Origin of the sequence: Brevibacterium luteolum (assembly GCF_013004595.1) — a bacterium.
Taxonomy (GTDB): Bacteria; Actinomycetota; Actinomycetes; order Actinomycetales; family Brevibacteriaceae; genus Brevibacterium; species Brevibacterium luteolum.
Map to the genome: position 1 here is coordinate 331,460 of NZ_JABEMC010000001.1, position 25,617 is coordinate 357,076.

Annotated in this window: 24 protein-coding genes, 3 tRNA genes and 1 pseudogene; 13 read left to right on the forward strand and 15 right to left on the reverse strand. The window is 67.7% G+C overall.

The annotated features are described in order from the left end of the window. Positions 1–24 precede the first annotated feature (24 nt). Positions 25–324 carry a hypothetical protein gene (locus tag HLA91_RS01565; RefSeq protein ID WP_170273246.1) on the forward strand — a complete coding sequence of 100 codons (300 nt, stop codon included), beginning with the start codon at positions 25–27 and terminating at the stop codon, positions 322–324. 43 nt (positions 325–367) lie between these two features. Here the strand turns inward: HLA91_RS01565 and HLA91_RS01570 are convergent, their stop codons facing one another. Both HLA91_RS01570 and HLA91_RS01575 read right to left on the reverse strand, forming a co-directional pair. Beyond that, entirely contained in the window at positions 368–1,843 is a 1,476-nt protein-coding gene (locus tag HLA91_RS01570) for an alpha/beta hydrolase (protein WP_170273247.1), read from the reverse strand. A 97-nt stretch (positions 1,844–1,940) separates the two neighbouring features. Further along, positions 1,941–2,900, reverse strand: coding sequence for a CPBP family intramembrane glutamic endopeptidase (locus tag HLA91_RS01575; protein ID WP_170273248.1), 960 nt, complete (start codon positions 2,898–2,900; stop codon positions 1,941–1,943). Between the two features lie 89 nt (positions 2,901–2,989). On the opposite strand from HLA91_RS01575, the gene menD reads away from it, so the two are divergent. After that, positions 2,990–4,666 (forward strand): 2-succinyl-5-enolpyruvyl-6-hydroxy-3-cyclohexene-1-carboxylic-acid synthase, encoded by a 1,677-nt coding sequence (gene menD, locus HLA91_RS01580; RefSeq protein WP_170273249.1) that lies wholly within the window; start codon positions 2,990–2,992, stop codon positions 4,664–4,666. Between the two features lie 27 nt (positions 4,667–4,693). On the opposite strand, the gene HLA91_RS01585 is transcribed toward menD, so the two are convergent. Both HLA91_RS01585 and HLA91_RS01590 read right to left on the reverse strand, forming a co-directional pair. Then, complete coding sequence (locus HLA91_RS01585; RefSeq protein WP_170273250.1) at positions 4,694–5,209, reverse strand: hypothetical protein; 516 nt, start codon at positions 5,207–5,209, stop codon at positions 4,694–4,696. Next, on the reverse strand, positions 5,202–6,671 hold the full coding sequence (locus HLA91_RS01590) for an isochorismate synthase (RefSeq protein WP_170273251.1): 1,470 nt from the start codon (positions 6,669–6,671) through the stop codon (positions 5,202–5,204). Before HLA91_RS01590 ends, HLA91_RS01585 begins: the two co-directional genes overlap by 8 nt. A 113-nt stretch (positions 6,672–6,784) precedes the next feature. Here HLA91_RS01590 and HLA91_RS01595 point away from each other — a divergent pair, with 113 nt between their 5' ends. The 3 genes from HLA91_RS01595 to HLA91_RS01605 are packed head-to-tail and all read left to right on the forward strand — an operon-like array spanning position 6,785 to position 9,896. Then, positions 6,785–7,531: a demethylmenaquinone methyltransferase gene (locus HLA91_RS01595; protein WP_170273252.1), complete on the forward strand. Its 747-nt coding sequence runs from the start codon at positions 6,785–6,787 to the stop codon at positions 7,529–7,531. After that, positions 7,528–8,847 (forward strand): geranylgeranyl reductase family protein, encoded by a 1,320-nt coding sequence (locus HLA91_RS01600; protein ID WP_170273253.1) that lies wholly within the window; start codon positions 7,528–7,530, stop codon positions 8,845–8,847. The genes HLA91_RS01595 and HLA91_RS01600 overlap by 4 nt, the downstream gene beginning before the upstream one ends. A 38-nt stretch (positions 8,848–8,885) precedes the next feature. Next, positions 8,886–9,896, forward strand: coding sequence for a polyprenyl synthetase family protein (locus HLA91_RS01605; RefSeq protein WP_170273254.1), 1,011 nt, complete (start codon positions 8,886–8,888; stop codon positions 9,894–9,896). A gap of 21 nt (positions 9,897–9,917) precedes the next feature. On the opposite strand, the gene rarD is transcribed toward HLA91_RS01605, so the two are convergent. Then, positions 9,918–10,901, reverse strand: coding sequence for an EamA family transporter RarD (rarD, locus tag HLA91_RS01610; protein WP_338076808.1), 984 nt, complete (start codon positions 10,899–10,901; stop codon positions 9,918–9,920). A gap of 121 nt (positions 10,902–11,022) precedes the next feature. On the opposite strand from rarD, the gene HLA91_RS01615 reads away from it, so the two are divergent. Continuing rightward, on the forward strand, positions 11,023–12,444 hold the full coding sequence (locus HLA91_RS01615; RefSeq protein WP_170273256.1) for an FAD-dependent oxidoreductase: 1,422 nt from the start codon (positions 11,023–11,025) through the stop codon (positions 12,442–12,444). Positions 12,445–12,517: 73 nt separating this feature from the next. Here the strand turns inward: HLA91_RS01615 and HLA91_RS01620 are convergent, their stop codons facing one another. Next, positions 12,518–13,009, reverse strand: a complete 492-nt coding sequence (locus tag HLA91_RS01620; protein ID WP_102161404.1) for a YajQ family cyclic di-GMP-binding protein — start codon at positions 13,007–13,009, stop codon at positions 12,518–12,520. A gap of 125 nt (positions 13,010–13,134) precedes the next feature. Here HLA91_RS01620 and HLA91_RS01625 point away from each other — a divergent pair. Further along, a tRNA-Tyr gene (locus HLA91_RS01625) sits at positions 13,135–13,216 on the forward strand. Between the two features lie 138 nt (positions 13,217–13,354). On the opposite strand, the gene HLA91_RS01630 is transcribed toward HLA91_RS01625, so the two are convergent. The 7 genes from HLA91_RS01630 to HLA91_RS01660 all read right to left on the reverse strand — a co-directional run bounded on the left by HLA91_RS01630 (position 13,355) and on the right by HLA91_RS01660 (position 18,180). Further along, a complete protein-coding gene (locus tag HLA91_RS01630; RefSeq protein WP_170273257.1) occupies positions 13,355–13,699 on the reverse strand; it encodes a transcriptional regulator in 345 nt (114 codons plus the stop codon). Positions 13,700–13,721: 22 nt separating this feature from the next. Then, positions 13,722–14,177 (reverse strand): hypothetical protein, encoded by a 456-nt coding sequence (locus HLA91_RS01635; protein WP_170273258.1) that lies wholly within the window; start codon positions 14,175–14,177, stop codon positions 13,722–13,724. 109 nt (positions 14,178–14,286) lie between these two features. Beyond that, entirely contained in the window at positions 14,287–15,129 is an 843-nt protein-coding gene (locus tag HLA91_RS01640) for an LPXTG cell wall anchor domain-containing protein (RefSeq protein WP_170273259.1), read from the reverse strand. Then, entirely contained in the window at positions 15,122–15,706 is a 585-nt protein-coding gene (locus HLA91_RS01645; RefSeq protein ID WP_170273260.1) for a signal peptidase I, read from the reverse strand. The genes HLA91_RS01640 and HLA91_RS01645 overlap by 8 nt, the downstream gene beginning before the upstream one ends. Next, on the reverse strand, positions 15,706–16,923 hold the full coding sequence (locus tag HLA91_RS01650) for a hypothetical protein (RefSeq protein WP_170273261.1): 1,218 nt from the start codon (positions 16,921–16,923) through the stop codon (positions 15,706–15,708). The genes HLA91_RS01645 and HLA91_RS01650 overlap by 1 nt, the downstream gene beginning before the upstream one ends. A 47-nt stretch (positions 16,924–16,970) precedes the next feature. Further along, positions 16,971–17,594, reverse strand: a complete 624-nt coding sequence (locus tag HLA91_RS01655) for a hypothetical protein (protein WP_170273262.1) — start codon at positions 17,592–17,594, stop codon at positions 16,971–16,973. Between the two features lie 4 nt (positions 17,595–17,598). Next, positions 17,599–18,180 (reverse strand): alternate-type signal peptide domain-containing protein, encoded by a 582-nt coding sequence (locus HLA91_RS01660; RefSeq protein WP_170273263.1) that lies wholly within the window; start codon positions 18,178–18,180, stop codon positions 17,599–17,601. Positions 18,181–18,703: 523 nt separating this feature from the next. Here HLA91_RS01660 and glsA point away from each other — a divergent pair. The 5 genes and pseudogenes from glsA (at position 18,704) to HLA91_RS01680 (ending at position 21,521) form a co-directional block, all read left to right on the forward strand. After that, entirely contained in the window at positions 18,704–20,497 is a 1,794-nt protein-coding gene (glsA, locus tag HLA91_RS01665) for a glutaminase A (protein WP_170273264.1), read from the forward strand. Then, positions 20,497–20,700 (forward strand): annotated as a pseudogene (locus HLA91_RS13730) (glycerophosphodiester phosphodiesterase); the annotation flags it as partial. The gene glsA and the pseudogene HLA91_RS13730, both read left to right, overlap by 1 nt. 46 nt (positions 20,701–20,746) lie before the next feature. Beyond that, positions 20,747–21,289: a glycerophosphodiester phosphodiesterase gene (locus HLA91_RS01670; RefSeq protein WP_239557136.1), complete on the forward strand. Its 543-nt coding sequence runs from the start codon at positions 20,747–20,749 to the stop codon at positions 21,287–21,289. A gap of 56 nt (positions 21,290–21,345) precedes the next feature. After that, positions 21,346–21,418: transfer RNA gene (locus HLA91_RS01675), tRNA-Thr, on the forward strand. A gap of 26 nt (positions 21,419–21,444) precedes the next feature. Next, positions 21,445–21,521, forward strand: a tRNA-Met gene (locus HLA91_RS01680). A gap of 82 nt (positions 21,522–21,603) precedes the next feature. Here the strand turns inward: HLA91_RS01680 and HLA91_RS01685 are convergent. Further along, positions 21,604–23,268, reverse strand: coding sequence for a class I adenylate-forming enzyme family protein (locus HLA91_RS01685; RefSeq protein ID WP_239557137.1), 1,665 nt, complete (start codon positions 23,266–23,268; stop codon positions 21,604–21,606). Beyond that, a complete protein-coding gene (locus HLA91_RS01690) occupies positions 23,265–24,218 on the reverse strand; it encodes a cyclase family protein (protein WP_170273265.1) in 954 nt (317 codons plus the stop codon). The genes HLA91_RS01685 and HLA91_RS01690 overlap by 4 nt, the downstream gene beginning before the upstream one ends. 460 nt (positions 24,219–24,678) lie before the next feature. Between HLA91_RS01690 and HLA91_RS01695 the strand changes: the two genes are divergently transcribed. After that, complete coding sequence (locus HLA91_RS01695) at positions 24,679–25,566, forward strand: TetR-type transcription factor C-terminal domain-containing protein (RefSeq protein ID WP_170273266.1); 888 nt, start codon at positions 24,679–24,681, stop codon at positions 25,564–25,566. The last annotated feature ends 51 nt before the right edge of the window (positions 25,567–25,617 follow it).

Below are 25,617 nucleotides of genomic sequence, written 5' to 3' on the forward strand. Positions count from 1 at the left end.
CCGCCTGCTTCTCCGCATAGCCGAGTGCCGCATCGCACCGTCGACCTCCACGTCGAAAGGCGTAAGCGTCGAGGACGCACAGGTCTCGCCACCGCTCGTGCGCTCGCAGCCGGCACACGCCTCGACATAGACACGCGCCTGCTCGATGCCCGCCTCGGCGGCATGGAGCTGGCTAACCGGATGCCCGCCGCAGGCGAAGCCCACACCCTGACGCAAGGGGTGGAAGCGTTGCTCATCGGCGACGCGGCACAGAGGCTGCTCTCTGGCCCCTTGTCGAAGCGGTGTGACTTCCGGCAGTCGGCACACGTGCTGCTGCGCCAATAGCCGCCACCCGGTGTCTGCTGCCGGGTCTCAGCGTGCCCTGACGTCAGCGCTGATCATCGGCGTCCCCGCGGCGACGCTTCCAGGCCCTGGATGCGGCCGGCACCGGTGCACAGGGGGCGATCGTCACATGCGTGATCTCATCCTGGCCCCAGGTGCGGTAGTGGCGGGTGCGTCGGCCGGGCACGATCGGATCGTGCAGCGCTCCGGCCATCCGTCCGGTGAAGTCGAGTCGGCCCTGCGCATCGGCGCGCAGCCTCGAGACAGACGCCGACAGCGGCGAAGAGATCCGCAGTTCATACTTCTCACCCGGGTGGTACAGCGCAGGAGTGCGGATGCGGAACGTGCCCGCCCCGTTGAGGGTGAACCCGGCAGTCGTCACCTGCCCGAAGGTCACCAGCTGCGCGCGCCTGCGCGAGATCGAGACCTCCCAGCCGTGCACGGAGAACACCGGCAGACCGGTGATGAAGGTGAACGCCCTGCCATCGGCGACGTGGCCACCACCTCGGGAACGGCGGCCGGCGGCACCCTGGGCGGCCAGGCGCTGCGGCAGCGCGGTGAGCCACTCGCCGAGTTCGCGCTGCCAGGCGAACCAGTTGTGCAGGCCGGTGGCGCGCGGCGTCCACATGTGCCTGATGCCCAGCTCGCTCAGCCGCTGGTGGAAGGACTCACCGTGGTGGCTGACGCTGGCCTCCAGCACGTCGACGTGCTCCTCGGCCTCCTCGGGGTCCGGGTCGCCGGAGCCGGCGGTGAACCACAGATCGGTGGCGGCGAGGTTCTCCGCCAGGTGCAGCGGGGAGTTGGCCAGCCATTCGGCCTTGTCGCGGCGCGGATCGCCGAACAGCGAACGCGGTTCGCCGCCCTCGCGCAGCGAGATGATGTCCATGAGCGGCACGGCGGCCAGCGGGTCGAGCGGGGAGGAGAATGCGGCAGCCGCGCAGTAGCGGTCGGGATGCCAGGCGGCGTACTTCATCGCCGCATATCCGCCCATCGACAGGCCGGCCAGGATCTGGCCGCCGCGTTCGGCGTTGACGGAATAGCGGCCGGTGACGAAGTCGACGAGCTCCCCGGTGTGGAACTTCGGCCAGTCGAGCAGCGTATCGCCGAAGGCATGCGTCGAGTAGCTCGCCGCCCCGGCATCGGGCATGACGACGAGATACGGGCTCTCAGCGGTGATCCGCTCAGCAGCCCCGAGGTCGGTCCAGGAGCGGAAGTCATCGCCGGAGCCGTGGAAGAGGTAGATGACGTCGGCGACCTCGCTCGGGGTGCCCGGCAGCAGCACCCGCAGCCCGACAGTGCGCGACAGGGCGGGGGAGTAGACGAAGAACTCGCGCAGCCGGCGGGAGAGTTTGCGCTTCTCCCGCACATGGAAGCGGGCGGCGTCCTCGCCGGTGGGTTCGGGGCCGAGGAAGGTGAGCGTCTGGTTGCGGCCGGGGAACTCGCCGGCCCGGTTGCGGGCAGCGGTCAGGGCGCGCACGGCGCGCGCGCCGACGGAGAGCATGATGTGACGTCGCTGGATCATAAACGTCCTCGCAGGGGTCGGCAGAGGTGGGCGCGACACGGGGTCTCACCGCTCACGATAGGACGTGTGGGTGAACGGGAGGAGACGGGCGTGCGACTCAGTGCTGGGGATTGGCTGCCCGGCGGCGCTCGGTGCGCACGCTCGGCAGCAGCTGGCCCTGCCGGTGGGCGAGGAAGAGCATCGCCAGGCTGGCCAGCGAGCACACCATGACGGTGATGACCGATCCCTCCATGCCGAGGTCCCCGCCGGTCAGCCAGTCCGGCCCGGAGAATGTCGCAGCGAACAGACCGTCCCCGGAACCGACGCCGGAGACCGGGGAGCTGAAGATGCCACCGGAGAGGAAGTTCCACGTGGCGTGGATGCCGATCGGCAGCCACAGCCGGCGGGTGAGCAGATAGGCCCCGCCCAGCAGCAGACCGGCCTCCACCGCGATCGCGGTCGCACCCCACCAGCTGGAGCCGGGATTGCCCAGATGCGCGGCACCGAACAGCGCTGAGGAGATGATGAGTGCTGCCCATGAGCCGAACCACGCATCGAGGATCCGCAGCAGGATCCCGCGGAAGACGATCTCCTCGACGACGCCGGCGCTGATCCCGCTGGCCAGGCCGATGAGGATCCCGTCACTGAGCTGGATGCCGGTGATCCGGTAGCCGCCGAGCAGCGCGATGATGCCGATCGCTGCGAGGATGACCGCGACACCGACGGTGATGCCGAAGAGGAACTCGATGGTCTTCGAACCGCCGCGCAGCCCCTGACCCGGATCACCGCCGATCCAGCCGACGATGAGCCGGTAGAGCAGCAGCGCAACGGCGGCGGCCGCGCAGGCGCTGATGACGGCGATCCAGCCGGGCCGGGCGATGGTGCCCGGATCGGTGATCTCGATAGGGTGGCCGGAAAGGTTCAGCAGCGCCCAGTCGACGGCGAGCAGTACGACGCTCGTGATGATGAACAGGACGATCCCGGCGAGCAGCTGCAGGATCCGCCGCCGGTCCGTGCGCTGCGTCGTGGGCTCCTCAGGCTCAGAGCGCAGCAGATAGGGATGCGGCGGGTAGGTCATGAGCACATTCTAAGCGGTCCCGCAGAGCGCCCGGCACGCTGCCACCGGAGCAGGAACAGCTTTCGGACGGGCGTGGTTGAATCGAGGTGATGAACACCTCTCCTGATCAGCAGCTGCAGCCCTCGACCGCGGTGGCCCGCGCCGTCGTCCGCGCCCTGACCGCCGCTGGGGTGCGCGATGTCGTCATCTGCCCCGGCTCCCGGTCAGCACCCCTGACCTATGCGCTCGCGCAGGCAGCCGCGGCCGGCCGGATTGACACGTTCGTGCGCATCGACGAGCGCTCGGCAGCGTTCCTCGCCCTCGGCCTGGCCAAAGGCCACCGGATCGCAGGGCACCCCCGCCCGGTCGCCGTCGTCACCACCTCGGGTTCGGCGGTCGCGAACCTCCACCCGGCGTTCGTCGAAGCCGCCTACGCCCACCTGCCGCTCATCGCGCTCACCGCCGACCGGCCTGCCCGGCTGCGCGGCACCGGCGCCAATCAGACTCTCGATGCCCAGGCGACGATGCTGCCCGAGGCGCTCACCGGCTGCGACATCCCCGTCGGCGCCGCTGATGCCGAGGCGATCGCCGGGCGCTGCCTGGCAGCGGCCTGCGGTGCCGGGCCGGGTGGGCAGCCGGGACCGGTGCAGATCAACGTCCAGTTCGACGTCCCGCTCGTGCCCACCGCCGCCGAGGCGGCAGACGACTGGACAGCAGAGCTCACGTGCCCGCCGGTCCCCGCGCCGATCCCCGTGACCGAGATAGTGGAGACGGCGCAGATCACCGCCGCTGCCGAAGCGCTGACTGCCGCGGCCGGGGAGACGATCGTGCTCGGCGGGGATGTTCACGGCTTCCCGCTTGCAGGTCTCGCCGCAGCATTGGAAGCCACCGGTGTGCCGATCCTGGCCGAACCCTCCTGTCCGCTCGTCGACTCCAGCGCCGCGGTGCCGACCCACCCGCAGGTCCTCGAGGCGCACCCACAGCTTCTCGACGAGTGCCGGCGGGTCGTGGTCATCGGCAAACCGACCCTGTTCAGGCCCGATGCGAAGCTGCTGGCCTCCGACCGGCAGATCATCCGCATCCCCGCCGGCGCTGAGGTGGGCCTCGCCTCGGCACTCGACGCCGAACGCGACGCCGAATGCGATGCCGAACGTCCTGCTGGTGCGGGCCGCTGGTCGGGCCGCTGGATCGAGGCCGGCCGGAAGCTCACCGGAACCGGCGGCAAGCGGGCGGAGATCGTGCAGGCGGCGCTCACCGCTGCGCCTGATGCGGTGCGCCCGCACGTCTATGCAGCCAGCTCCTCGGCCATCCGCGTCATCGCCGAGACCATCCACGCCGTACCGGTCGACCGGCGCGCGCAGGTGCATGCCTCGCGCGGACTGGCCGGCATCGACGGGCTCATCTCGACAGCCACCGGGTTCTCCCGGGCACTTGACCCGGCCGTGCCGGTGCGGCTCATCATCGGGGACCTGGCGATGCTGCATGAGATCGGCGGGCTGCTGCGCGAAGCAGGCGAGGAGCTGCCGGCGCTGCAGATCATCGTGCTCAACGATGACGGCGGGCAGATCTTCGCCGGACTCGAACACGGCCAGGATCACCTCGTGCCCTACTTCGAACGCTACTTCGCCACCCCGCACGGCCGGGGCTTCGCCACCCTGGCTGCCGGCTACGGCTGGCCGCACACACAGGTCGACAGTGCCGAGGCGCTCGCCCGGGTGCTCGCGGCTGGCGAGCCGGGCATCATCGAGGTGCCGCTGCCGTCCGTGGCCAGCCCAGCAGCCAGCTGAGTCTGGCGTCAGCCACCGCCGCAGGATTCAGGCGCTGCCGCGGCGCTGCGCGCGCCTGCGGGCAGCAGCGATGAGACTGAGAGCCACTCCGGCGATGAGGATGCCACCAGCAGCGAGCATGATGACCGCGGCGGTGGTCGCCCCGCCGTCGGATGGGGCGAAGAGGTCGGTGACATAGCCGATGAGGAACGTCCCGGCCCCGGCGTAGACGACGATGTTGGCGACCTTGCCGAGTCCGGTGGCCGGGTTCTCGGCTGAGTCGGTGAACTCGCGGCGCGAATCGTCGTGCCGGGTGCCGCCGGAGGTGACGTCGTGCTCGGCATCACCGTCATGGTCACCGGTGCCGTCGTCGAAGGACCCGGCGACCGTGCTCGCCACCTGCAGGCCGAAGCCGGTGGCGATGAGCACGGCGGCGACGGTGAGGACGAACTCCTGACCAGCCGGCGGCTCGTCACCGAAGAACCTGAGCAGGAAGCTGATGAGCGCACTGAACGCGACGATGACCGCACCTGCGAAGATCGCCAGATACCCGGACCTACGCATGACTTCCCTCCCGCTCAGCAGCCGTAGGTGCTGCATCCGTCGGCATGGCCGCCGCGCGCTCCTCGGCGATCGCGGCCTGCGGGTCGATGCCGAGCGCGGTGCGCATCGGCGCGAACTTCGCACCGGTCTCGACCAGCTCGGTCAGCGGATCGGAATCGGGCATGATCCCAGCCCCGGCGAAGAGCCGGATGCGGTTGCGGGCCTCGAACTGACCGCACCGCAGCGCGATGCCGAACTGCCCGTTGCCGGCCGCATCCATCCAGCCCACCGGCCCGGAGAACCGGCCCCGGTCGGTGCGCTCGTACTCTGCGATCGTCGCGGCGGCCAGCTGCGTCGGCACCCCGCCGATCGCAGCAGTCGGATGGACCGCCTCGGCGACGGCCAGCGCGGTCGGCACCCGCCCGTCGCGGGCTGTCAGCGTGCCGTGGGCGTCAGAGGCCAGGTGGATGACATTGGCCAGCTGCAGCAGGTGCGGCTCCTCGTCGACGTGCAGCTGATCGGTCAGGCGGGTCAGCGGCGCGACGATCGACTCGATCGCATACCGGTGCTCCTCCTGATCCTTGGCCTTGCCCAGCAGTTCGCGGGCCGCGGCGAGTTCGGCGCGCGGATCGTCCTCGACCCGGTAGGTGCCGGCGAGCACCCGAGTGGTGACCCGGCCGTCCTCGACTCCGACGAGCAGCTCCGGGGTCGCGCCGATGAGGCCGGCGACATCGAAGGTCCAGCAGCCCGGATACGCGGTGTTGAGCGCCGCGAGCAGCGCACGCACGTCGATCTCGTCGGGGGTCTCGATGAGCTCATCGCGAGCGAGCACGACCTTCTTCAGCGCCTGCGCACCGGTCTGCTCCCGCATGAGAGCGCTCGCCTGGGCGACGATGTCGAGGTAGTCCGCCCCGGTCGTATGCCCGGGTTTCCGGGTCGCGCCGACCGGCCGGCGGATCGGGGTCGGGGCGAGGACGAGCTCCCCATCGTCACTGCCATCGCCGTTGCCGGCCGGGTCAGCTGTGCGAGCACCGGCACTCAGCGGTTCGATCGAGGTCAGCCACACGCGCCCATCGCGGCGGCCGAGCAGATAGCGGGGGATGTCGATGACCGAGGTGGCCTGCGACTGGGCGGAGAACGTCACCGCCGAGAAGCACGCCAGGCCCGAACCCGGCAGGCCGACCGGATCGTCGATCGTCGAGGTCGCCACGATCTGCTGCCAGGCCCGGTCGAGGTCAGCGAACCGGCGGGCACCGGTGGCGGTCAGCCGGGCTGCCCGGCCGAACCCGACGAGCCCGGAGGTATGCCGCACCCAGCAGGAGAACCCTGCAGCCGGCAGCTGGGAGATGAACTCCTGCGGCGTTGTCGGCAGCCCGTGGGTGAAGGGCACCGGGGCATGAGGGCTGAGGCCGTCGATGAACCATGAACGCACCGCAAACCGCGGCAGCCCAGGGTCGTCATCGCTCACATCGATCCTGTCCATATTCATGCCATCCTACGTGCTCACCGGCCCCGGCGGCAGGCACCTTGAGCACACTGCGCCACGACACCGGGCCCCGATTGGCTCCCGGGCGGCTCAGTTGAGACGATAGGGCAATGAACCGGGCCCAGCTGGACAAACAGGCCGCCGACGTCGCGTCGATGTTCGACGACGTCGCCGAGCGCTACGACCTCACCAACGACGTCATGACCTTCGGGATCTCACGCCTGTGGCGCATCGCCAACACCGAGGCGGTCGACCCCAAGCCGGGTGAGCGGATCCTCGACCTGGCCGCCGGGACCGGCGCCTCGTCCGTTCCGTATGTGCGCGCCGGCGCCGAGGTGGTCGCAGGCGACATCTCCGAGGGCATGCTCGCAGTCGGTCGGAAGCGCTACCCGGACATCGAGTTCGTCTACGCCGACGCCCTCGACCTGCCGTTCGCCGCTGAGACCTTCGATGCGGTGACGATCACCTACGGCATCCGCAACTTCCAGGACGTCGACGCGGCCCTCACGGAGATCCTGCGCGTCCTCAAGCCCGGCGGCCGGCTCGTCATCGCCGAGTTCTCCACCCCGACGTTCGCGCCGTTCGCCGTGGCGTACAAGGAGTACATCATGGCCGCGCTGCCGGCCCTGGCGAAGGCCGTGAGCTCGAACCCTGAGGCCTACGTCTACCTCGCCGAGTCGATCCGCACCTGGCCGGACCAGGACACCTTCGCCCGGCAGATCTTCGCTGCCGGCTACGACCAGGTGAAGTACCGCAACCTCACCGGCGGCATCGTCGCCATCCACCACGCCCTCAAGCCCGCCGCCGGGCCCAACCCGGCTGCTAGGCCCAACCCCGCCGGCGGCCCGACGGCATGACCCACATCGACGCCGACGTCGTCATCGTCGGTGCAGGACCGGCCGGCTCGACCGCAGCCGCCCACCTCGCCCAGGCCGGCTTCGAGGTCGCACTTCTGGAGAAGGCCTCCTTCCCGCGCGACAAGATCTGCGGCGACGCCCTCACCCCCAGGGCCGTGCGCGAAACCCAGCGTCTCGGCATCCCGACCAGGGCCGCGGACGGCTGGCACCCCAACCGCGGGCTGCGGCTCATCGGCGCCGGCCACCGCCTGGAGATCGACTGGCCCGATGTGCCGGGCATGCCCGATCACGGGCTGACACGCCCGCGCATGAAGCTCGACGCCGACCTCGCCGGCTTCGCAGCCGCGTGCGGCGCGCGCCTGCACGAGAACACGATGGCCACCCATCCGCTCCTCGGTCCCGACGGCTGGGTCACCGGGGTCGCCGCCCGGGCCACCGATGAACGCGGCCGCAGGACCGGCCCCGAGCTGACCTTCCGCGCCCCGGTCGTCATCGCCGCCGACGGCGTCTCCTCCCGCATGGCCGTGGCACTGGGCATCGAGAAGCGCGATGACCGCCCGATGGGCGTGGCCGTACGCACCTACCATTCCTCCCCGCGCCATGACGACGACTACATCGAAAGCTGGGTCGAGCTCACCGCACCCACCCAGACCACCGCCTCGGGCCAGGCGACCGGCGGTGAGGTGATGCCCGGCTACGGCTGGCTGTTCCCGCTCGGCGACGGCACCGTCAACGTCGGACTCGGGATGCTCAACACCTCCCCGGCCTTCGGCCAGGTCGACTACCGGGCCGTGCTGCGCGACTGGATCGCAGCGATGGGCCACGAGTGGGACATCGACGAGACCACCGAACTGACCCCGGTGCGCTCAGCGGCCCTGCCGATGGCCTTCAACCGCACCCCGCACTTCGACCGCGGCATGCTGCTCATCGGCGACGCCGGCGGAATGGTCAACCCCTTCAACGGCGAGGGCATCGACTACGGCATGGAAGCCGCCCGCATCGCCGCCGAGGTGATCTCCACCTACGCCCGCTATCCCGAGGCCGCCCGCCGGCGCCGCCTGGCCGAATACCCGGCCGCCGTGCGCGAGAGCTTCGGCTCCTACTTCACCCTCGGACGGGTGTTCGCCGAGCTCATCGGACGCCCCGAGCTCATGAGCCTCGGCATCAAGTACGGTATGAGTAGCAGACTGGTGATGACCTTCGTGGTCAAGCTGCTGGCGAACCTCTACGACGACGGATCCACCACCGACCGGGACGCCTACGACTATGTCATCACCGCACTGACGAGGCTGACACCGGCGACGACGAACGACTGAGGGCTGACGAAACGGACATGACGAAGCATTCGACACCCATGACGGGTCCGCTGTCGCCGGTCTCCTTCACCGGCGCCGGATCCGAACTCAGCGCTGCCCTGACAGCGCGCCTGGACGAGGTCGAGGAGTTCCTCGACATCGCCGTCACGCAGACCGACAAGCTGCCGAACGAGACGTCCCATCATCTGCTGCGCGCCGGCGGCAAGCGTGTGCGGCCGATGCTCGTGCTGCTCGCCGCCGAATACGGCGACTCCAGCACCCGCGATGTCGTCAAGGCCAGCGCGGCCGTCGAGCTCATCCACCTCGCGACCCTCTACCACGACGACGTCATGGACGACGCCCCGGTGCGCCGTGGCGCCCAGGCCGCGCACGAGGTGTGGGGCAACTCGGTGGCGATCCTCACCGGTGATCTGCTCTTCGCCCGCGCCTCGCTGCTCTCAGCCGAACTCGGCATCGCCGCCGTCGAGCTGCAGTCGCGCACCTTCGAGCGCCTCGTCCTCGGCCAGCTCAACGAATTCGCCGGCCCCCAGCCCGGTGACAACCCGATCGAGCACTACCTCAAGGTGCTGGCTGACAAGACCGGTTCGCTCATCGCCGGCTCCTGTGAGTTCGGGCTGCTCGCCTCCGGGGCCCCAGCCGAGCTCGTGCCGGTGCTGCGCGACTACGGCGAACGCGTCGGGGTGGCCTTCCAGCTCGCCGATGACATCATCGACCTGACCTCTGATGCGCAGACCTCCGGCAAGACGCCCGGCACTGACCTGCGTGAGGGTGTGCCGACCCTGCCGGTGCTCTACCTGCGCCGGGCTGCCGCGGCCGGTGACGCTGAGGCGCAGCGGATCGTCGAACTGCTTGCCGCCGATCTGTCCTCCGATGAGGCGCTCGAGACCGCCCGTGCGGCGCTCGCCGCCCATCCGGTGACCGCTGAGGCCCGTGCCGAAGCGCGCCGCTGGTCCGATGCCGCGGTCAGCGCCCTCGCTGCGCTGCCGGCCGGCTGGATCAAGGACAGCCTCGCCGCGTTCGCCGACACCGTCGTCTCCCGCGTCGCCTGAAGCTCACCCGGCTGCCGGGTCCTATGCGCGGTGACCGGCTGCCGCCGGTGGGGGAGGTTCGGGCCGGTTGGCCTTGCGGATCTCGCGGCGCCGCTGCGCCTGGGTGGCGCGCAGCATGTCGATGGTGAGCATGACGACGGCGATCCAGATGATGATGAACCCGATCCAGCGGGCCAGCGGCATCTGCTCGCCGAGCACCGTGATGCCGAGGATGAACTGGATTGTCGGGGTGACGTACTGCATGAGCCCCACCCACGACAGCGGCACCCGCCGGGTGGCGGCACCGAAGAGGATGAGTGGGATCGCGGTGATCGGGCCGAGTGCGAGCATGACGAGCAGATGCCCGGTGCCCTCGGTGCCGAAGTGCGAGGCACCGGTGACGGTGAGGTAGATGATGTAGGCACCGCAGACCGGGGTGAGCACCGCAGTCTCGACTGTCAGCCCCTCGAGCGCGCCGACCTTCCCGCCGACCCGGTTCTTGATGAGCCCGTAGAGGCCGAAGGAGAACGCCACGAGCAGCGCCAGCCACGGCATCTGCCCGTAGCCCACGGCGATGACGACGACAGCCAGGCAGCCGACGATGACTGCCGCCCACTGCAGCCTGCGCAGCCGCTCGCCGAGGAAGACCACCCCGATGAGCACGGTGACGAGCGGATTGAAGAAGTAGCCGAGTGAGATCTCGACGACCCGGTTGAGGCTGACGCCGAGCAGGAAGCCGAACCAGTTGATCGAGACGACGATCGCGGCCAGGGCGAGCGTGCCGAGCACGCGCAGGTCGCGCACCGCGGCCAGGACGCGGCGGAACCCGCGGGCGACAATGAGCAGGATGGTGCAGAACACCAGAGACCACACGATCCGGTGGGCGAGGATCTCGGTCGGCGTCGCCGGGGCCGCAGCGGCGAAGACGAGCGGCATCCCTCCCCAGAACAGGTAGCCGGAGAGAGCGAGCATCAGGCCCGAGCGGCGGCGGGCGGATTCCTCGTCAGTCAGCGGGCGTTCAGTCACGAACGGCAGTCTAGTCCACAGCAGGATCGCTGCTGTGACTTCCCGCATACTGGCCGCTCGAGATGTCGACATCAGGCGCGTGGACGTTAGAATCGTGAGTTGACTAGGTGAAAGGTGTGTTATGACTCGTCCTCTCCGGGTAGCCATCATCGGCGCAGGCCCGGCCGGCATCTACGCCGCAGACCTGCTGACCAAGGCTGAACGGGAATTCGACGTCAGCATCGACCTCTTCGAACGCCTCCCCGCCCCCTTCGGGCTGGTGCGCTACGGTGTGGCCCCTGACCACCCGCGCATCAAGGGCATCACCAACGCCCTCATCAAGGTGCTCGACCGCGGGGACATCCGGCTGTTCGCCAACGTCGACTACGGCACCGACATCACGCGTGAGGAGCTGCAGGAGCACTACGACGCCGTCATCTTCTCCACCGGCTGCTTCGTCGACGCCAAGCTCAACATCCCCGGCATCGACCTGCCCCGCTCCTACGGTGCGGCTGACTTCGTCAACTGGTACGACGCCCACCCCGATGTCTCCCAGGAGTGGCCGCTGGACACCAAGGAGGTCGCCGTCATCGGCAACGGCAACGTAGCCCTCGACGTCGCCCGGGTGCTGGCCAAGCAGGCCGACGACATGCTCACCACGGAGATCCCCGACCACGTCTACGAGGGACTCAAGCGCTCCGAGGTGACCGACGTCCACGTCTTCGGCCGCCGTGGCCCGGCCCAGGCGAAATTCACGCCGCTGGAGCTGCGCGAACTCGGCCATGTCAAGGACGTCGACATCATCGTCTACCCCGAGGACTTCGAGTTCGACGAAGCGTCGATGGCTCAGATCCACTCGAACAACCAGACCAAGCAGGTCACCAAGACACTGACGGACTTCACGCTGCGCGAGCCCACCGGCGCCAAGCGCCGCCTGCACCTGCACTTCCTCCACGCCCCGGTCGCCGTGCTCGGCGACGAGGACACCGGCGTCACCGGCCTGCGCACCGAACGGCAGGAGCTCGACGGCCGCGGCGGGGTCAACGCCACCGGCACCTTCGTCGACTGGCCGATGGACGCGATCTACCGGGCGGTCGGCTACTTCGGCACCCCGCTGACCGAACTGCCCTTCGACGAGCTCAAGGGCGTCATCCCGAACCACGAGGGCCGCGTCGTCGATGCGCTCTCGCAGTCGGAGTCGGCTGATGCGCCATGGATCCCCGGCGTGTACGCCACCGGCTGGATCAAGCGCGGACCCGTCGGGCTCATCGGCCACACGAAGGGCGATGCGCTCGAGACGATCACCCACCTCATCGAAGACCATGTCGCCGGCCGGCTGCCGGCCCCGTCGGCCCCGGGCGAGGACGCGATCATCGAACGGCTTGCCGCCAAGGGCGTCGACTACGTCGACTGGGAGGGCTACCACCGGCTCGAAGCCGCGGAGAAGCAGCTGGGCGAACCGCACGGCCGTGAGCGGATCAAGATCGCCACCCGTGAGGGCATGCTCGCCGAAGCCCGCCGCGCCGTCGAGGCAGCCGACCCCGTCGCCGTCGGCGAAGGCTGACCCCGACCGCCTCAGGCACAGACGAAACCGGCCGGCACCCACACGGGTGCCGGCCGGTTCAGTCTTGGGGCAGTCAGCGGTAATTGGTGAACTGCAAGTCGACGTCGAGGTCTTTGCCCTTGAGCAGGGCGATGACGGCCTGCAGGTCATCGCGCTTCTTCGAGCTCACCCGCAGCTCCTCGCCCTGGATCTGGGCTTTGACGCCCTTGGGGCCCTCATCGCGGATGATCTTCGCGATCTTCTTCGCGTTCTCCTTGTCGATGCCCTCCTTGAGGTGACCCTCCAGTCGGTACTCCTTGCCCGAGGCGTACGGGTCGCCGGTCTCGAGGGACTTGAGCGAGATGCCGCGGCGCACGAGCTTGGACTGGAAGACATCGAGCACGGCCTTGACGCGGTCCTCGCTCACCGCCTTCATCATGATCGACTCGCCGGACCATTCGATCGAGGCGTCGGTGCCCTTGAAGTCGTAGCGGGAGCGGATCTCCTTCGCCGCCTGATTCAGGGCGTTGTCGGCTTCCTGCCGGTCGACTTCGGAGACGATGTCGAATGACGATTCGCTGGCCATGGATCCTCCTGGAGACGGTGACGGTTCGCACACCAGTCTAGGCGCTGAGGCGATTGGCGTTTCGGCCGCGAAGCTAGTATTCTTCCATAGGTGCTTGAGCGCGCATGCGCGTCAAGCGCACACCTGGCAGGTTGCCCGAGCGGCCAAAGGGAGCTGACTGTAAATCAGCCGGCATTGCCTTCATAGGTTCGAATCCTATACCTGCCACAGCCAAGGCCCGAGGCGTTCTCGCCTCGGGCCTTCGCCGTCGCCGGGTCTATGCCGTCGCCGGGACTATGCCGTCGCCAGGCCTGTGCGGTCGCCGGGCCTGTGCGGCCGGGTTCGCAGGGTGGTGCCGGCTGCGGCTCACCTGGTGCTCGGTTCGTCTTCCGCCTCGGCTTCGCTGAACGCCAGGTCCGCGATCTGGCGCAGGCCGGCCATATGCGCGTCATAGACCTTCCGGCCGGCTGGGGTGAGGCTCAGCCACGTGCGCGCCCGCTTGCCGACGAAGCCCTTGCGGACGGCCACGATCTCCTCGTCTTCGAGGGCGGAGATGTGCTTCGACAGCGTCGAATCGCTGACGCCGAGCTGCTCGCGGATCGTGCGGAAGTCCGCTCGCACACAGCCGTGGAGTCCGGCGACGAGGGCCAGCCGTGTCGGGTTCGTCAGCAGCGGGCACAGCTGTGCAATCGCATTCTGGTGGGTGCTCATGATCGTTCTCCTGTCTGGCGGCTCACGCGCGGCGGCGCAGCACGGCCATCGCCACGGTGGTGACGAGGATGATGAAGCCGGCGGCCAGGTCGGCGTACAGCGGGGTGGCGAGCAGGTTCGCTGCCATCGCCGCGCCGATGTAGGCGCCCACCTGCAGCACGAGCACCGTGACGAGCAGGGCGGTGTCCCGGCGCGCCCACGAGCGGGCGGCGGAGTAGATGACCGCACCGGGGATGAGCAGTGCGAGGGAGAGCAGGATCCGCAGGATGAACAGCGGTGAGCCTCCCGCCTCGGCGTCAGCGGCGACGACGAGCGACCCGGCGGTCATCGCTGCCCCGGAGGCCAGGAGGCCAGCGGCCAGGGGCAGCGTGTTGGCACGCGCCGAGGTGGTGTGCGCCTGTTCGGCTGCGGCGAGTGATGCGCGGGCTTCGGCTGGGTCGGGGTGCTGGTGGGCGTGTGCTGAGGTGCGGTCGGTCATCGTGACTCCTTCGTCTCTTCGTCTGTCGCTTTCAGCAACTGATGTCAGAGTATCAACCACTTTCCAGTTGGGCAAGTGGTTGAGGTGGGGGAATCTGTTCGGCTGCGCCTCAGCGCTGTGTGGCGTCCTCTTCTGCATCGTGGCGCCGACGGCGAGCCACAAGCAGCGCGGTGATGCCGGCGCCGATCGTCACCAGCCCTGCCGCCAGGAGCAGCAGCGTCTCCGCTCCGGTGCGCGGCAACGGTGCCCAGCGGTCGGCCTCGTCATCGCGCGGCGGGCTGCGATCGCCGTCCTCGGAGTCGCTCTCAGGTCCCGGCGAGGTGGTCGAGGCGGACGGATCCGGCCCGGGCTCATCGCTCGGGTCCGCACTCGGGTCAGGGTTCGGGTCAGGGCTCGGCTCAGACGTCGGCGGCGGATCGGGATCGTCTTCGCCGCTGAGCTGGAGAACGAGATCGAGATCGAGGTACCGCGACTGCGTCGCATTCGGCGCCGAGAACGGCAGCACGGCCTCGGTGTCGAGGCGGGCGGTAGCCTGCGGGGCGAGCTCGCCGAGGTCGACTGTCAGAGGTTCGGCACGCAGCTGGCGGACGGTCGCAGAGCTCCCGTTCATGCCCACGGCGAGTACATCGTCGATCGCTGCCGTGTCCGCCGGCCCGATCCAGCGCATCTGCACGCGAACGGCGATCGGCACATCGGTGGCATTCCTCAGCCACACCGTGTCGTCGACACGGTCACCGGGGGAGAGGCGGTCGACGCTGTCGAACAGCTGCCGGGGCAGCTGCGGCGCCCAGTGCTCACCGTCGACGGAGACGTCGATGGGAGCCGCCGCCGAGGCGGTGGTCGCCGTGGCAGGCAGCACGCCCAGGGTGAGAGCGAGGGCTGCGAGGGCGGCCAGCAGGGCGCGTGCGACTCGGCGCGCGGGGGCGTGCTGTAAGGCGGAGGTCTCAAGCATCAGTGCGCACCTCCTCGGCGTCGGGGGAGTGCTCCTCGGGTGCGGTCTCATCCTCGGAATCCGGGCGGCGTCGCACGCGGTCGCGGCCGGCGAGCAGCAGCTGCCAGATCGCGTAGCCGATGAGCGTCAGGCCGATGACGGTGATCGCAGCGATCTTCGTCGACCCGTCGATGCCGAGCGCGATGTGTCCGACGTAGGGGAGGTGGTAGACGACGACGCCGCGGATCTGCTTGGGCAGCACCGCCTCCGGGTCGGGCGCGTTGTTGGCATCACCCTGGGTGGTGAAGGACTTCTCGCCGGCTCCGTTGACACCGATGCCGGTGACCCGGTGCGTGACGAGCGTGTCGTCATCAGGGTTGGGCATGAACGTGATGACATCGCCGACGGAGACCTCGGACGCGCCCTCGACCGGTTTGACGTAGACCTGCGAACCCGGCGGGATCGCAGGCTCCATCGACCCAGTCAGCACCGTCAGCGGCACCCACCCCATGAGGCGGGGGACGACGACCATCGCCAGCAGCAGGGCGGTGAGGGCCCCGGCGACGATCCACAGCAGCCATCTCAGGAGGGTGCGCATCACCACTCCTCGCTCGGCATGTTCGGGTCGCCGGTGAGGTTGTTCGGCGGGACGATATTGCGCTCGCAGAAGTTGTTCTGCTTACCGGTGAGGCCGTCCCAGGACACGGTCCAGCCCTGGGAGATGACGAAGGTCGTCTGCTGGGTGTCGTTCATGACGCCGACGATGGCGAAATCGCGGTAGGCCGGGACGCCGTTGCCACCGGGACCGCGGATGATGCCGCGTTCGACGAACACCTGGCGCTGATCCTCCGGGATGTTGCCGTTGGGGAACCGCTCGGCCAAGGGATTATCGGTCTTGCGCAGGACGGCCGAGTCGGTGATCTTCGCCCAGCTTCCGCCGGTCGGGCGTGACCAGACCTCCCACCGGGCGATGATGTGCGCCGAGGATGCCATCGACGTGCTCGCCGGCCATTCCCATGCCAGCTTCATATAGCCGGAGGTCGTGCGCTGCTGGCCGCGCTCGCAGCCCAGGGCGGCGCCGTTGACGCTCGTGACCTCCGGTGACGGAATCAGCTGGGGCATCGCCACGCGGTAGAGGCTGGTGATGTGCGCGCTCTCCGTGCCGTCGGTCGAGAGCTTCTCGACTGCTTCGACCTCGGTTGCGGCCTTGATGCCGGCGCCGGCGAAACGGCGCAGCAGCACCTCGCGCTCTTCCGTGGTCTCAGATGGCACGCCGAGGTCGACGCGCATGCACAGCAGTCGCGTCTCACCCGGCGGCAGCGTGAACCGTGCGTCGCCGGTGAGCGGAGTGTAGACACCGTCGGCAGGAGCCGAGGTGCCGGTCTGCTTCACTGTCCACACCGTTTCGTGGCCGGTGCTGTGACATGAGGTCTCCCCGTGCGGAGCCAGCGTGTAGACGATGCGGGAGTTGCGGATCGGGTCGAGGTAGATGTCCGGCGCGGTCGAACCGTAGCTGTAGCGGTTCGCCAGCGTCGTGCGCGTGATGTGCATCGTCCGTGCCAGGGTCTGCGAATGATTCGTCACCCTGATGCCCGGGTGGTTCCAGGTCGGCGGATCGGCCGGATCCGGATTGTCGGTGGAGTCGGGCTGATCCGCGAAGTCGAAGGTGTACTCATCGGCGGTCGCGCTCACCTGATCGGTGGTGAGCTCGTCATACCACCGCGCCAGTGTGGCGCCGGTGGGAGCGATGAACACGGCGATGAAGACGAGGAGCACTGCCGCGATGGACAGAGGGGTGATCCATGTGCGTCTCACGGTTGTGCTCCTTTCATCTCCTGCGGTGCCGGCCCAGCGGGACCGGACTAGGGCGTCACCTGGCGTACGCTGACGGTCAGGGCGCCAAGGTCGATGCTGTTCGCCTCGAATGAAGCAGGCCACTTCTCCGGTGTCGTCACGGTCGTGCGCACCAGCCATACTGCGGTCCTGGCCTCATCCGGGTCGCTTCCGCTGATCGCCACCGGTTCGTTCACCGGCTGGCCGTCGCGGAGGAATTCCGAGCGTGCGGTCGTTCCGGCCGGCAGTTCGTTCGTCGCGCTGCTGCGGTCGATCTGCACCTCGGCTTCCAGGTTCGTGCCCTCGCCGGCGGCGTGGAAGCTCTCCTCGATGAGCAGCTGGTCGCCGGGCAGCAGCAGCTGCCCTTCGAGTTCAGCTGCCGTGAGTTCACGGCACGCCGCGAACCCGCTCGGTGTCGTGCATGCGGTGCCGCCGGTGAAGGTCCGCTGATCTTCGGGAAAGCGGCTGTGCAGCTGCACCGGAGCGGTGGAGCCGGCCTCAAGCGTGAGCGAGCCGGAGGAGATCTGGGTATCCGGCAGGGTGGTCTCTTCGTACCACTTCGCCAGGGTGACGCCGGTCGAGGACAGGAGGACCAGTCCCAGACCGGCGGCCACCCCGGCTGCCGCTACCCGTCGCACGGAGGCAACGGTCATCAGATCAGGGGTTGTCGTTCTGATCGAGTTCGATCTTGATCTCGGAGAGGTTGACGGTTCCGTCCTCGCCACGGTCGCCCCACCAGTTGGACTTGTCTTCGGCCGGATCTTCGCCATCAGCCGTCAATGGGAACGTCAGCTCGACGGACACCGGGATCGCGGCAGTGTCGCCGGGTCTGACGGTCTGCTCGGTCTCGGTGCCGTTACCGACAACGGTCGTGACCTCGACGATATTGGCAAGATCGCCGGTGACGGTGCCTGTGGTGTTGACCTTCAGTGTGGCGACGAGGTTGTCGCCTTCGAGGTCAGGGGTGACGTTTGCGGTGTAGCGCAGTCTGTCACCGGGCACCATCTTGAACTGGGCCTCATCGATGGTCTGACCGCTGTTGAGGTCGGTCCACTGGGCTCCGTCGACAGTCATGTTCAGGTGACCTGACTGCAGGCTGCTTTCGCCGATCGAGGCCTCTTCGTACCACTTGGCGAAGGTGGTGCCGAGTCCGGCGAGCAGGGCCACACCGAGGGCACCGGCTGCGGCTGCCTTGACGGCACGACGATTGGGCTTCTTCTGCGTTGGCGTTTCGGTCATGAGAGATCCGTTCCTCACGTGGGTTGTTTTGCGGCATGCTTCAGTGGCTGTGCGCCTTGGAAGTGGCCCAGGCGCCAGCGTGGAGCAGGCTCAAGTTTATGTGAATTTGAAGATATAAACAATTCAATTCGACAGAGATGCCTGTATAGTATCTGTATACAGTCGCATCTGCGGACACATTTATGAATGCATACTTGAGCCATGCACTGCTGCACAGTAACAGCAGGTGAGTGGTTAGTGGGCGGTTAGCTGACGCATGTGCAAATCCTGCGTAGAGGGCTCACGCGAGATGAATGTGAGCTGAATGCACCTCATAGAAGTGATGAACACCTCATGGCTGCACGCTTCTGCGGGGCAGACGCGAGTGCCTTTGCAGATGCGGAGGGCTCGCCTCGCCGTCCACTCGTCGCCGAACCGGTGCCCATCCGTCTCCGTCGCGCGAACTTCAGACATCAACGGGGTTCGCTGTCTCTGCCGTGCGAACAGTCAGCGTGGGGCAGGAGGTGTCGGCTAGCCTGGAACCATGCAATCGCCCATTCAGCAGTACCTCGACTCCGTGCACGAGCGTCTCTTCGATGTCCACGGCGGTGAACAGCCGCAGAACAACCCCTCTCTCGCCGAGGCCGGCCCTGATCTGTGCGGCCTGGCGATGACAACCGCTGACGGATACACCTACACCTCCGGTGACGCCGAGGTGCCCTTCAGTATGCAGTCGATCTCCAAAGTGTTCTGCTACGCCATCGCGCTGCAGGACCGCGGCTTCCGGTTCATGGACGCGAAGATCGACGTCGAGCCCTCCGGCTCCTCGTTCAAGGACCTCTCCAGTGAGGCCAACACCGGCAGGCCGAAGAACCCGCTCATCAACATCGGTGCGATTGCGGCAACCGCGCAGATTCTGCCGGACTCCGACGGCGAGGTCTTCGACAAGATCCTGCGCGTCATGTCCGACTGCGCTGCCCGGGACCTCGAAGTCGACGAGGTCTCATATGAGGCGGATCGCGACGGCGGCATGCACAACCGCGCGCTGTCATGGTTCCTTGCCTCATGGGGCATCATCGACGGCGACCCGCTGCCGGCCTTCGACGACTACAGTCGCCAGTGCGCCATCCTCACCAGCGCGAAGGACCTGTCGATCATGTCCGCGACGCTGACCAACCTCGGCGTCAACCCGGTCACCGGCAAGCGCGTGTTCTCCCGCCAGGTCGCCCAGCGGGTGCTGTCGGTCATGCTCACCTGCGGCATGTACGACGACTCCGGTGACTGGGTGTCCTCGGTCGGCATGCCGGCCAAGAGCGGCGTCGGCGGCGGCATCATCTCCGCTCTGCCCGGCCAGCTCGGCATCGCCACCTACGCTCCGCCGCTCGACCAGCACGGTTCGAGCGTGCGCGGTCTGGCCGCCCACCGGATCCTCTCCCGCGACCTGGAGCTGCACTTCGTGCGCACCTCTAAGGCCGGCCTGTCGACGATCCGCACGCACGACACCATCGACCATGTGCCCTCGACGACCCGTCGTCCGGAAGCCGCCGAGGCGGTCCTCACCGAATACGGCGAGCGCGCCCACGTGCTCGAAGTCATGGGCGACCTGCTGTTCTCCGGCATCGAAGTGCTTTCCCGTGAGGTCGCCACATTCGACAAGAACACCGTCTGCGTCGTCGTCGACCTCTCGCGTGCCGATCACATCGCCGAGGTCTCAGTCAAGGCGATCTCGCGGCTGGCCGCCGCCCTCGCCGACGTCGACACCTCCCTCGGTCTCGTCGACCCGTTCGACCGGCTGGCGAACCTTCTGGTGCCCGTCGACATGCAGGTCGAGATCTTCGAGGACCGCAACGATGCCCTGTCATGGGCCGAGGATCAGATTCTCCGCGAGTACGGCGACGAGGACTGCTTCCCCGACGAGGCGATCTCCACTCCAGTGCTGCTCGAAGGCATCGACGAGAAGATCCGTGAGAAGGTCGTCAGCCTGCTCAAGCGCGAGGAGTACGACACCGGCGATATCGTCCGCAAGGTCGGTGACGAGTTCGACGGCATTCGGTTCATCGTCTCCGGCGAGGTGCACACGCTCAATCCTGAGGATGAGGGCGGCGACGTCAACGCGCAGCTCGTCGCCGGCATGTCCTTCGGTGAGCTCGCCCTCAATGAGACCTACCATCAGCCCTTCGATGTCCGCGTCGCTGAGCCGACCGTCGTCGAACTGCTGTCGAAGTCCGCGATCGAGAAGCTGGAGAAGTCGGATCCGGAAGCCGCGGCCATGCTGTGGCGTGCGATCGCGGTCGAAGGCTACATCCGCCTCGGGCAGGTCATGCGAGGAGTCAACTGATGCTCGAGGCGTTCCTCGCCGACCACGGGTACCCGCACACCCCCGGCGGGGAGCACAAGCCGTGGGTCATCGCCCACCGCGGCTACTCGGGAGTCGCACCGGAGAACACCCTCGTCGCCATCGAAGCCGCCCGGGTGCTCGGATCCGACTGGATCGAGATCGACATCGGGATCAGTGCCGACGGGACCCCGATCGTGCTGCACGATACGACCCTGAACCGCACCACCTGCGACGGGAACCGCAGCGCAGATGAGCGACGAGCGGATCTCACTGGCCGATGCCGGCTCGTGGCTGGGCCCGGGCTTCATCGGCCAGCGGGTGCCGAAGCTGCGCACCGTGCTCGCCAACCTCGCAGACTTCGACGGCAACCTGCTCTTGGAGTTCAAAGACGACTGGTCGCCAGGTGCGATCGCGCAGGTCGCTGACGACATCATGGCCACCGGGATGGCTGACCGGATGATCCTGCAGAGCTTCTCTCCCGCAACGCTCACGGCCGTGCGCGACCTCATCCCCATGGTTGCCCGCGGGCTGCTGCGCATGGTTCCACGGCCGGAGGACAAGACGCTGGCCTCGGATCTCGATGTGACCTTCTACAACCCGTCGCGGCGCGGCTTCTTCCTCCGGCAGGCGCTGCTGGAGGAGTTCATGGCCGAGGGCTACGGATGCCTTGTGTGGACGTCGAATGTGCCTGCCGACTGGGAGCGCCTCATGGCCGCTGGAGTGCACGGCATCATCACTGATCACCCGGGCCGTCTGCAGGGCTATCTGAGCGCCAAATACGACGCTGATTGAGCACCCCGGAGCTGATTTTGCCCGCGGCTGGAAAGTGTGTATAGTGTTTTCTCGTTGCCCCGATAGCTCAGTCGGCAGAGCATCTCCATGGTAAGGAGAAGGTCAAGGGTTCGATTCCCTTTCGGGGCTCTCGTGCCGCTCAAAAGCGGTACTGCGGCGGGGTAGCTCAGGTGGTTAGAGCGCACGACTCATAATCGTGAGGTCGCGGGATCGAGCCCCGCCCCCGCTACCACTGAAGCAGAACCCTCACCCGCCGGGTGGGGGTTCTCCTCATTGCGCCAGGTTTCCTTCCTGCAGTCGCTCTACCGCCGGGCTCAGGTGCCGCGCAGCTTTCGGCGCAGGATCTTCCCCGTCGCCGTCTTCGGCATCTCATCGAGGATCTCGATGGAGCGCGGATACTTGTATGCGGCCAGATCGGCTTTGCAGAAATCGATGAGCTCGCCAGGGGTCACGGTGCGCCCCTCGTGCAGCGTGACGAAGGCGATGACGGTCTCTCCGCGGTATGCGTCTGCGGCGCCGACGACGGCGGCCTCGGCGACGGCGGGATGCGTGTAGAGGACATCCTCGACCTCGCGCGGCCACACCTTGTAGCCGGAGGCGTTGATCATGTCCTTCTTCCTGTCGACGAGGTAGTACCACCCGTCTGCGTCGACGAACCCGATGTCACCCGTTCTCAGCCACCCATCGGCAAAGCTCTCCGCTATGGCATCGGGGCGATTCCAGTAGCCCGGCGTGATCTGCGGACCGCGCACCAGGATCTCCCCGTATGTCCCCGCCTGGACATCGGCGCGCTGCTCATCGGCGATGCGAACCTGCGTGTCGTATACCGGTCTGCCCACGGACAGTGCGCCGGAGACCGGATCGACCGGTGCCCGCTGGCCGCGGGGGACGAGGTGTGTCGGCGAGGAGGTCTCGCTCATGCCGTAGACATTGTGGACATACGTGCCGAAGATCCCTTCGAGCCGGTCGGCCAGGGCCGGTGCGATCGGAGCGCCACCGGAGTAGATCGTGCGCAGGCTGGCGAAGTCAGCGGCCGTCGCCGCCGGGCAGTCGGCCAGCGCCATGAGCGCAGTGATCGCTCCGATGGTGAAGACCGAACGGCTGTGGCGCATCGATTCGAGCATCACCTGCGGGTGGAAGCGGTGGCTCAGGACGATCGGTGCTCCCACGCGCAAGCCCAGCAGCACATGACCGACCATCCCGGTGATGTGGAACAGCGGAGCGATCGCCAGAATCGGCTCACCGGGCTGAAGAGCCGACATCTGCACATAGGTTTCAGCATTGAACGTCAGATTCCCATGGGTGTTCATCGCACCCTTGGGCCTGCCGGTCGTGCCCGAGGTGTACGTCAGCAGCGCGACATCATCTGCGCAGACCGCAGCCGGCCGGTAGTCCGACCCGTGTGGGAGAGCATCAGCAGACACGACCTCGGCGGAGCCGACACGGCCGAGCAGCTCGGGCGGCACGGGGACGGCAGATGTCTCGAACTGCTCTCCGGTCTGCCTCCATGCGGTATGCGGTGCCAGTATGACGAGCCTGACGTCTCCGATGCCGTCTGCCACCACCTGCTGGGCGACCTGTGTCCACAGCCCAGGGAGGGCGATGAGCGCCACGGCAGCGGAGTCCTCCAGCTGAAACGCCAGCTCCCGGCCGGTGTTCATCGGGTTGATCGGCACGCCGATCGCCCCGAGCTTCCATGTGGCCAGCAGCCCGGTGACGAAGATGGGGTCGTTCTGCACGAACAGCGCCACCCGGTCGCCCGCCGCCACTCCGGTGCCGGCGAGAGCGCGCGCAAGGCGGTGGGCCTCAGCGTCGACCTCGGCGTATGTCCATCTCCGGTCGAAGGCGTGGATGACCTCGGCGTCAGGGTCAGTCGCCAGTGCCGAAGCGCACATCTGCGGCACTGTGTGATGCGGTGGGCTCAGGTGCTGTTCCAGCGGCAGCATCGGATCCGGTGGTCGGCGGCGTGGAGTCGTCATCGCAGCGCCACAGGGTTGACCGGAGAGCCGGTGGCCCGGTGGATCTTCAACGGTGCTGCGACGTAGAAGAACGTGTAGCGGCGGTCTTCGGCGCATGCTTCTGCCAGAGATTCCAGATCGCAGATCTCGGTGAAGGCGACCCCGAGGTTGCGCATGAGCGCATTGTGCAGGACGAGTGCTGCACCGGAGTCCGGATCGGTCGTGACCTCGTTGGCGATCGTATCGGTGACGAGATTCGGGATCTCCATGTCGGCAAACCACTGCACAAGCTCCGGACTGTAGGTCAGCCCTGGTTCGCAGAAGTCGGTGTAGAAGTCATCGCCCTGTTCGAAGAACAGCTGGAGGTGATTGGTGCGGATGACGAGGATGTCTCGCTTGCTGATGGTGACTCCCTGGCGCTCCGCGCACTCCAGCAGGTCAGTGTGATCGAAGGTGTGATTGGCCTCCATCGCCTCGACGCCGAAATGACGCGCCATATCGAGCAGCACGCCGGTGCCGACGACACCGCGCTGAGCGATCGGCTCGACGCTCGCCTTGTCCATGCCCCCGATGGTCGTGCGAGCGTCATAGCCGTTCCACAGCTTCCCGTCGTACCAGACGTGGCCGAGGGCGTCGTACTGGGTCGACCCCTGCAGGAATGCTTCGATCTTGTCGTCTGCATAGTGCAGCCCGCCGGGGAACTGCGGTGCATCATTGCTATCCCAGGTGGCTTCGTCCATCACCATTTCACGCTCAGCCGGAGAGCGGCCCGGCCACACTGGATCGCCCTGCGGGTCGCCGATGAGCCGCTGCAGAGTATGCACCTCGCCAGTCTTGATATGAGCAGCACCGCGGAGCACCTCCTCGGCACTGAGGTAGTTCAGGGCCCCGACTTCGTCGTCTGGGCCCCACTTCCCCCAGTTCTTCGGGGCATCGGCGAGCAGAGCGGTGAGGTCGAGTGCTTCAGTCATGGCGTTCCTCCCATAGAACTCAGGATGTGCGATCTGTGCCGCAGGGTCCGAACCGGTGGCGGCGGAAGCGATCGCTGTGTTGAAATTTTAGTTGCAGTGAACAAACGTTAGGTAGACGTGTGTCGATCTTCGGCATCGGCCTGTCTGCTGTCAATACCCATTCGGGTATTGATCCCGAAGGTCTCGGCGGGCTGAGAGGGCGGCCGGGGTGTCTGTGAGCTGCGCGCTGTCCTCAGGCCACGGTGCCTGCGGCATCTCTATGAGGAGGTCTGCATCGCCTGCCGGCGCTGCTAGCTGTGATTCCATGGTTCGGCGCACACATGGACTGTGGAGCAGGTCGCACGTCACCCCGAGAACTCCACCCTGCCGGCAGCGCCAAGGCCCGCCGCGGCCGCACAGAGAAGCCGGGGCGCGGGGCAGGCGGCTGGACAGCACCGCGCCGTGCTCTATGCTGTTTAGCATGGTTAAAGAAGCGGATCTGAGCGGTGCCAGCGTCGGTGGGCGCGTGAGAGCCGCACGCACGCGAGCCGGCCTGACACTTGAGGAGCTGAGCTCGCAGATCGGTGTCAGCCCTGCCACCCTGTCCCTCATCGAGCGCGAGCGCGTCTCCGTCACCGTCGAGCGGGTCTCGCAGCTGGCTGAGGTGCTCGGCCTCGAACTCGAGGACCTCATGTACTCCGGTGACTTCGAGCCGAGCGCGGTGCGCACCGGACCCGGCGGCCGCGAACACGCCGGTGCCCCACACCTCGTGCGCGGCGCCCCCGATGCCCCGCATCCCAAGATCGTCGAGGCGATCATCGACTGCTTCGTGCGCTGGGGCTACCACGGCACCTCGATGCGGCAGATCGCGCAGGCTGGCGGGGTGAGCGTCGCCGGGGTCTACCACTACTTCACGTCCAAGCAGCAGATGCTCGTCAGCCTCATGGACGAGACGATGGCCGAGCTCATCAGCCGGCTCGACGATGTGCTCACGGCGGCAGAAGGCCAGCCGGTCGAGGAGCGCTACCGGCAAGTGGTGCGCGAGCTGGCGCTGTTCCATCTGGAGCAGCGGCGCAAGGGCTTCATCGGAGCCAGTGAGATGCGCAGCATCGACGAACCCGACCGCTCCCGCATCGCCGGACTGCGTCGCGACGTGCAGCACACCGTCGACGCACTCGCGCGCGAAGGCATTGAGACCGGTGCATTCACCAACCCCGACTGGCGCTTCGCCGGCCGCGTGGTGTCGAACATGTGCACCTCGACCTCGCAGTGGTACGACCCCGAGGGGCCGGTGCCCAAGGACACCGCCGCCGACAACCTCGCCGACTACGCCCTGGCGATGATGCGGGTGCCCGGCCCCGGGCGATAGACTCGCAGACATGGGACTGCCGCACGTCCCCGGTCAGCGGCCGGGAGGTGC

What these genes read in the sequence shown, in the direction of transcription:
- HLA91_RS01570 (WP_170273247.1), bottom strand. Translation starts at nt 1,843, where the DNA reads ATGATCCAGCGACGTCACATCATGCTCTCCGTCGGCGCGCGCGCCGTG.
- HLA91_RS01575 (WP_170273248.1), bottom strand. Translation starts at nt 2,900, where the DNA reads ATGACCTACCCGCCGCATCCCTATCTGCTGCGCTCTGAGCCTGAGGAG.
- menD (WP_170273249.1), top strand. Translation starts at nt 2,990, where the DNA reads ATGAACACCTCTCCTGATCAGCAGCTGCAGCCCTCGACCGCGGTGGCC.
- HLA91_RS01585 (WP_170273250.1), bottom strand. Translation starts at nt 5,209, where the DNA reads ATGCGTAGGTCCGGGTATCTGGCGATCTTCGCAGGTGCGGTCATCGTC.
- HLA91_RS01590 (WP_170273251.1), bottom strand. Translation starts at nt 6,671, where the DNA reads ATGGACAGGATCGATGTGAGCGATGACGACCCTGGGCTGCCGCGGTTT.
- HLA91_RS01595 (WP_170273252.1), top strand. Translation starts at nt 6,785, where the DNA reads ATGAACCGGGCCCAGCTGGACAAACAGGCCGCCGACGTCGCGTCGATG.
- HLA91_RS01600 (WP_170273253.1), top strand. Translation starts at nt 7,528, where the DNA reads ATGACCCACATCGACGCCGACGTCGTCATCGTCGGTGCAGGACCGGCC.
- HLA91_RS01605 (WP_170273254.1), top strand. Translation starts at nt 8,886, where the DNA reads ATGACGGGTCCGCTGTCGCCGGTCTCCTTCACCGGCGCCGGATCCGAA.
- HLA91_RS01615 (WP_170273256.1), top strand. Translation starts at nt 11,023, where the DNA reads ATGACTCGTCCTCTCCGGGTAGCCATCATCGGCGCAGGCCCGGCCGGC.
- HLA91_RS01620 (WP_102161404.1), bottom strand. Translation starts at nt 13,009, where the DNA reads ATGGCCAGCGAATCGTCATTCGACATCGTCTCCGAAGTCGACCGGCAG.
- HLA91_RS01630 (WP_170273257.1), bottom strand. Translation starts at nt 13,699, where the DNA reads ATGAGCACCCACCAGAATGCGATTGCACAGCTGTGCCCGCTGCTGACG.
- HLA91_RS01635 (WP_170273258.1), bottom strand. Translation starts at nt 14,177, where the DNA reads ATGACCGACCGCACCTCAGCACACGCCCACCAGCACCCCGACCCAGCC.
- HLA91_RS01640 (WP_170273259.1), bottom strand. Translation starts at nt 15,129, where the DNA reads ATGCTTGAGACCTCCGCCTTACAGCACGCCCCCGCGCGCCGAGTCGCA.
- HLA91_RS01645 (WP_170273260.1), bottom strand. Translation starts at nt 15,706, where the DNA reads ATGCGCACCCTCCTGAGATGGCTGCTGTGGATCGTCGCCGGGGCCCTC.
- HLA91_RS01655 (WP_170273262.1), bottom strand. Translation starts at nt 17,594, where the DNA reads ATGACCGTTGCCTCCGTGCGACGGGTAGCGGCAGCCGGGGTGGCCGCC.
- HLA91_RS01660 (WP_170273263.1), bottom strand. Translation starts at nt 18,180, where the DNA reads ATGACCGAAACGCCAACGCAGAAGAAGCCCAATCGTCGTGCCGTCAAG.
- glsA (WP_170273264.1), top strand. Translation starts at nt 18,704, where the DNA reads ATGCAATCGCCCATTCAGCAGTACCTCGACTCCGTGCACGAGCGTCTC.
- HLA91_RS01670 (WP_239557136.1), top strand. Translation starts at nt 20,747, where the DNA reads ATGAGCGACGAGCGGATCTCACTGGCCGATGCCGGCTCGTGGCTGGGC.
- HLA91_RS01685 (WP_239557137.1), bottom strand. Translation starts at nt 23,268, where the DNA reads ATGACGACTCCACGCCGCCGACCACCGGATCCGATGCTGCCGCTGGAA.
- HLA91_RS01690 (WP_170273265.1), bottom strand. Translation starts at nt 24,218, where the DNA reads ATGACTGAAGCACTCGACCTCACCGCTCTGCTCGCCGATGCCCCGAAG.
- HLA91_RS01695 (WP_170273266.1), top strand. Translation starts at nt 24,679, where the DNA reads ATGGTTAAAGAAGCGGATCTGAGCGGTGCCAGCGTCGGTGGGCGCGTG.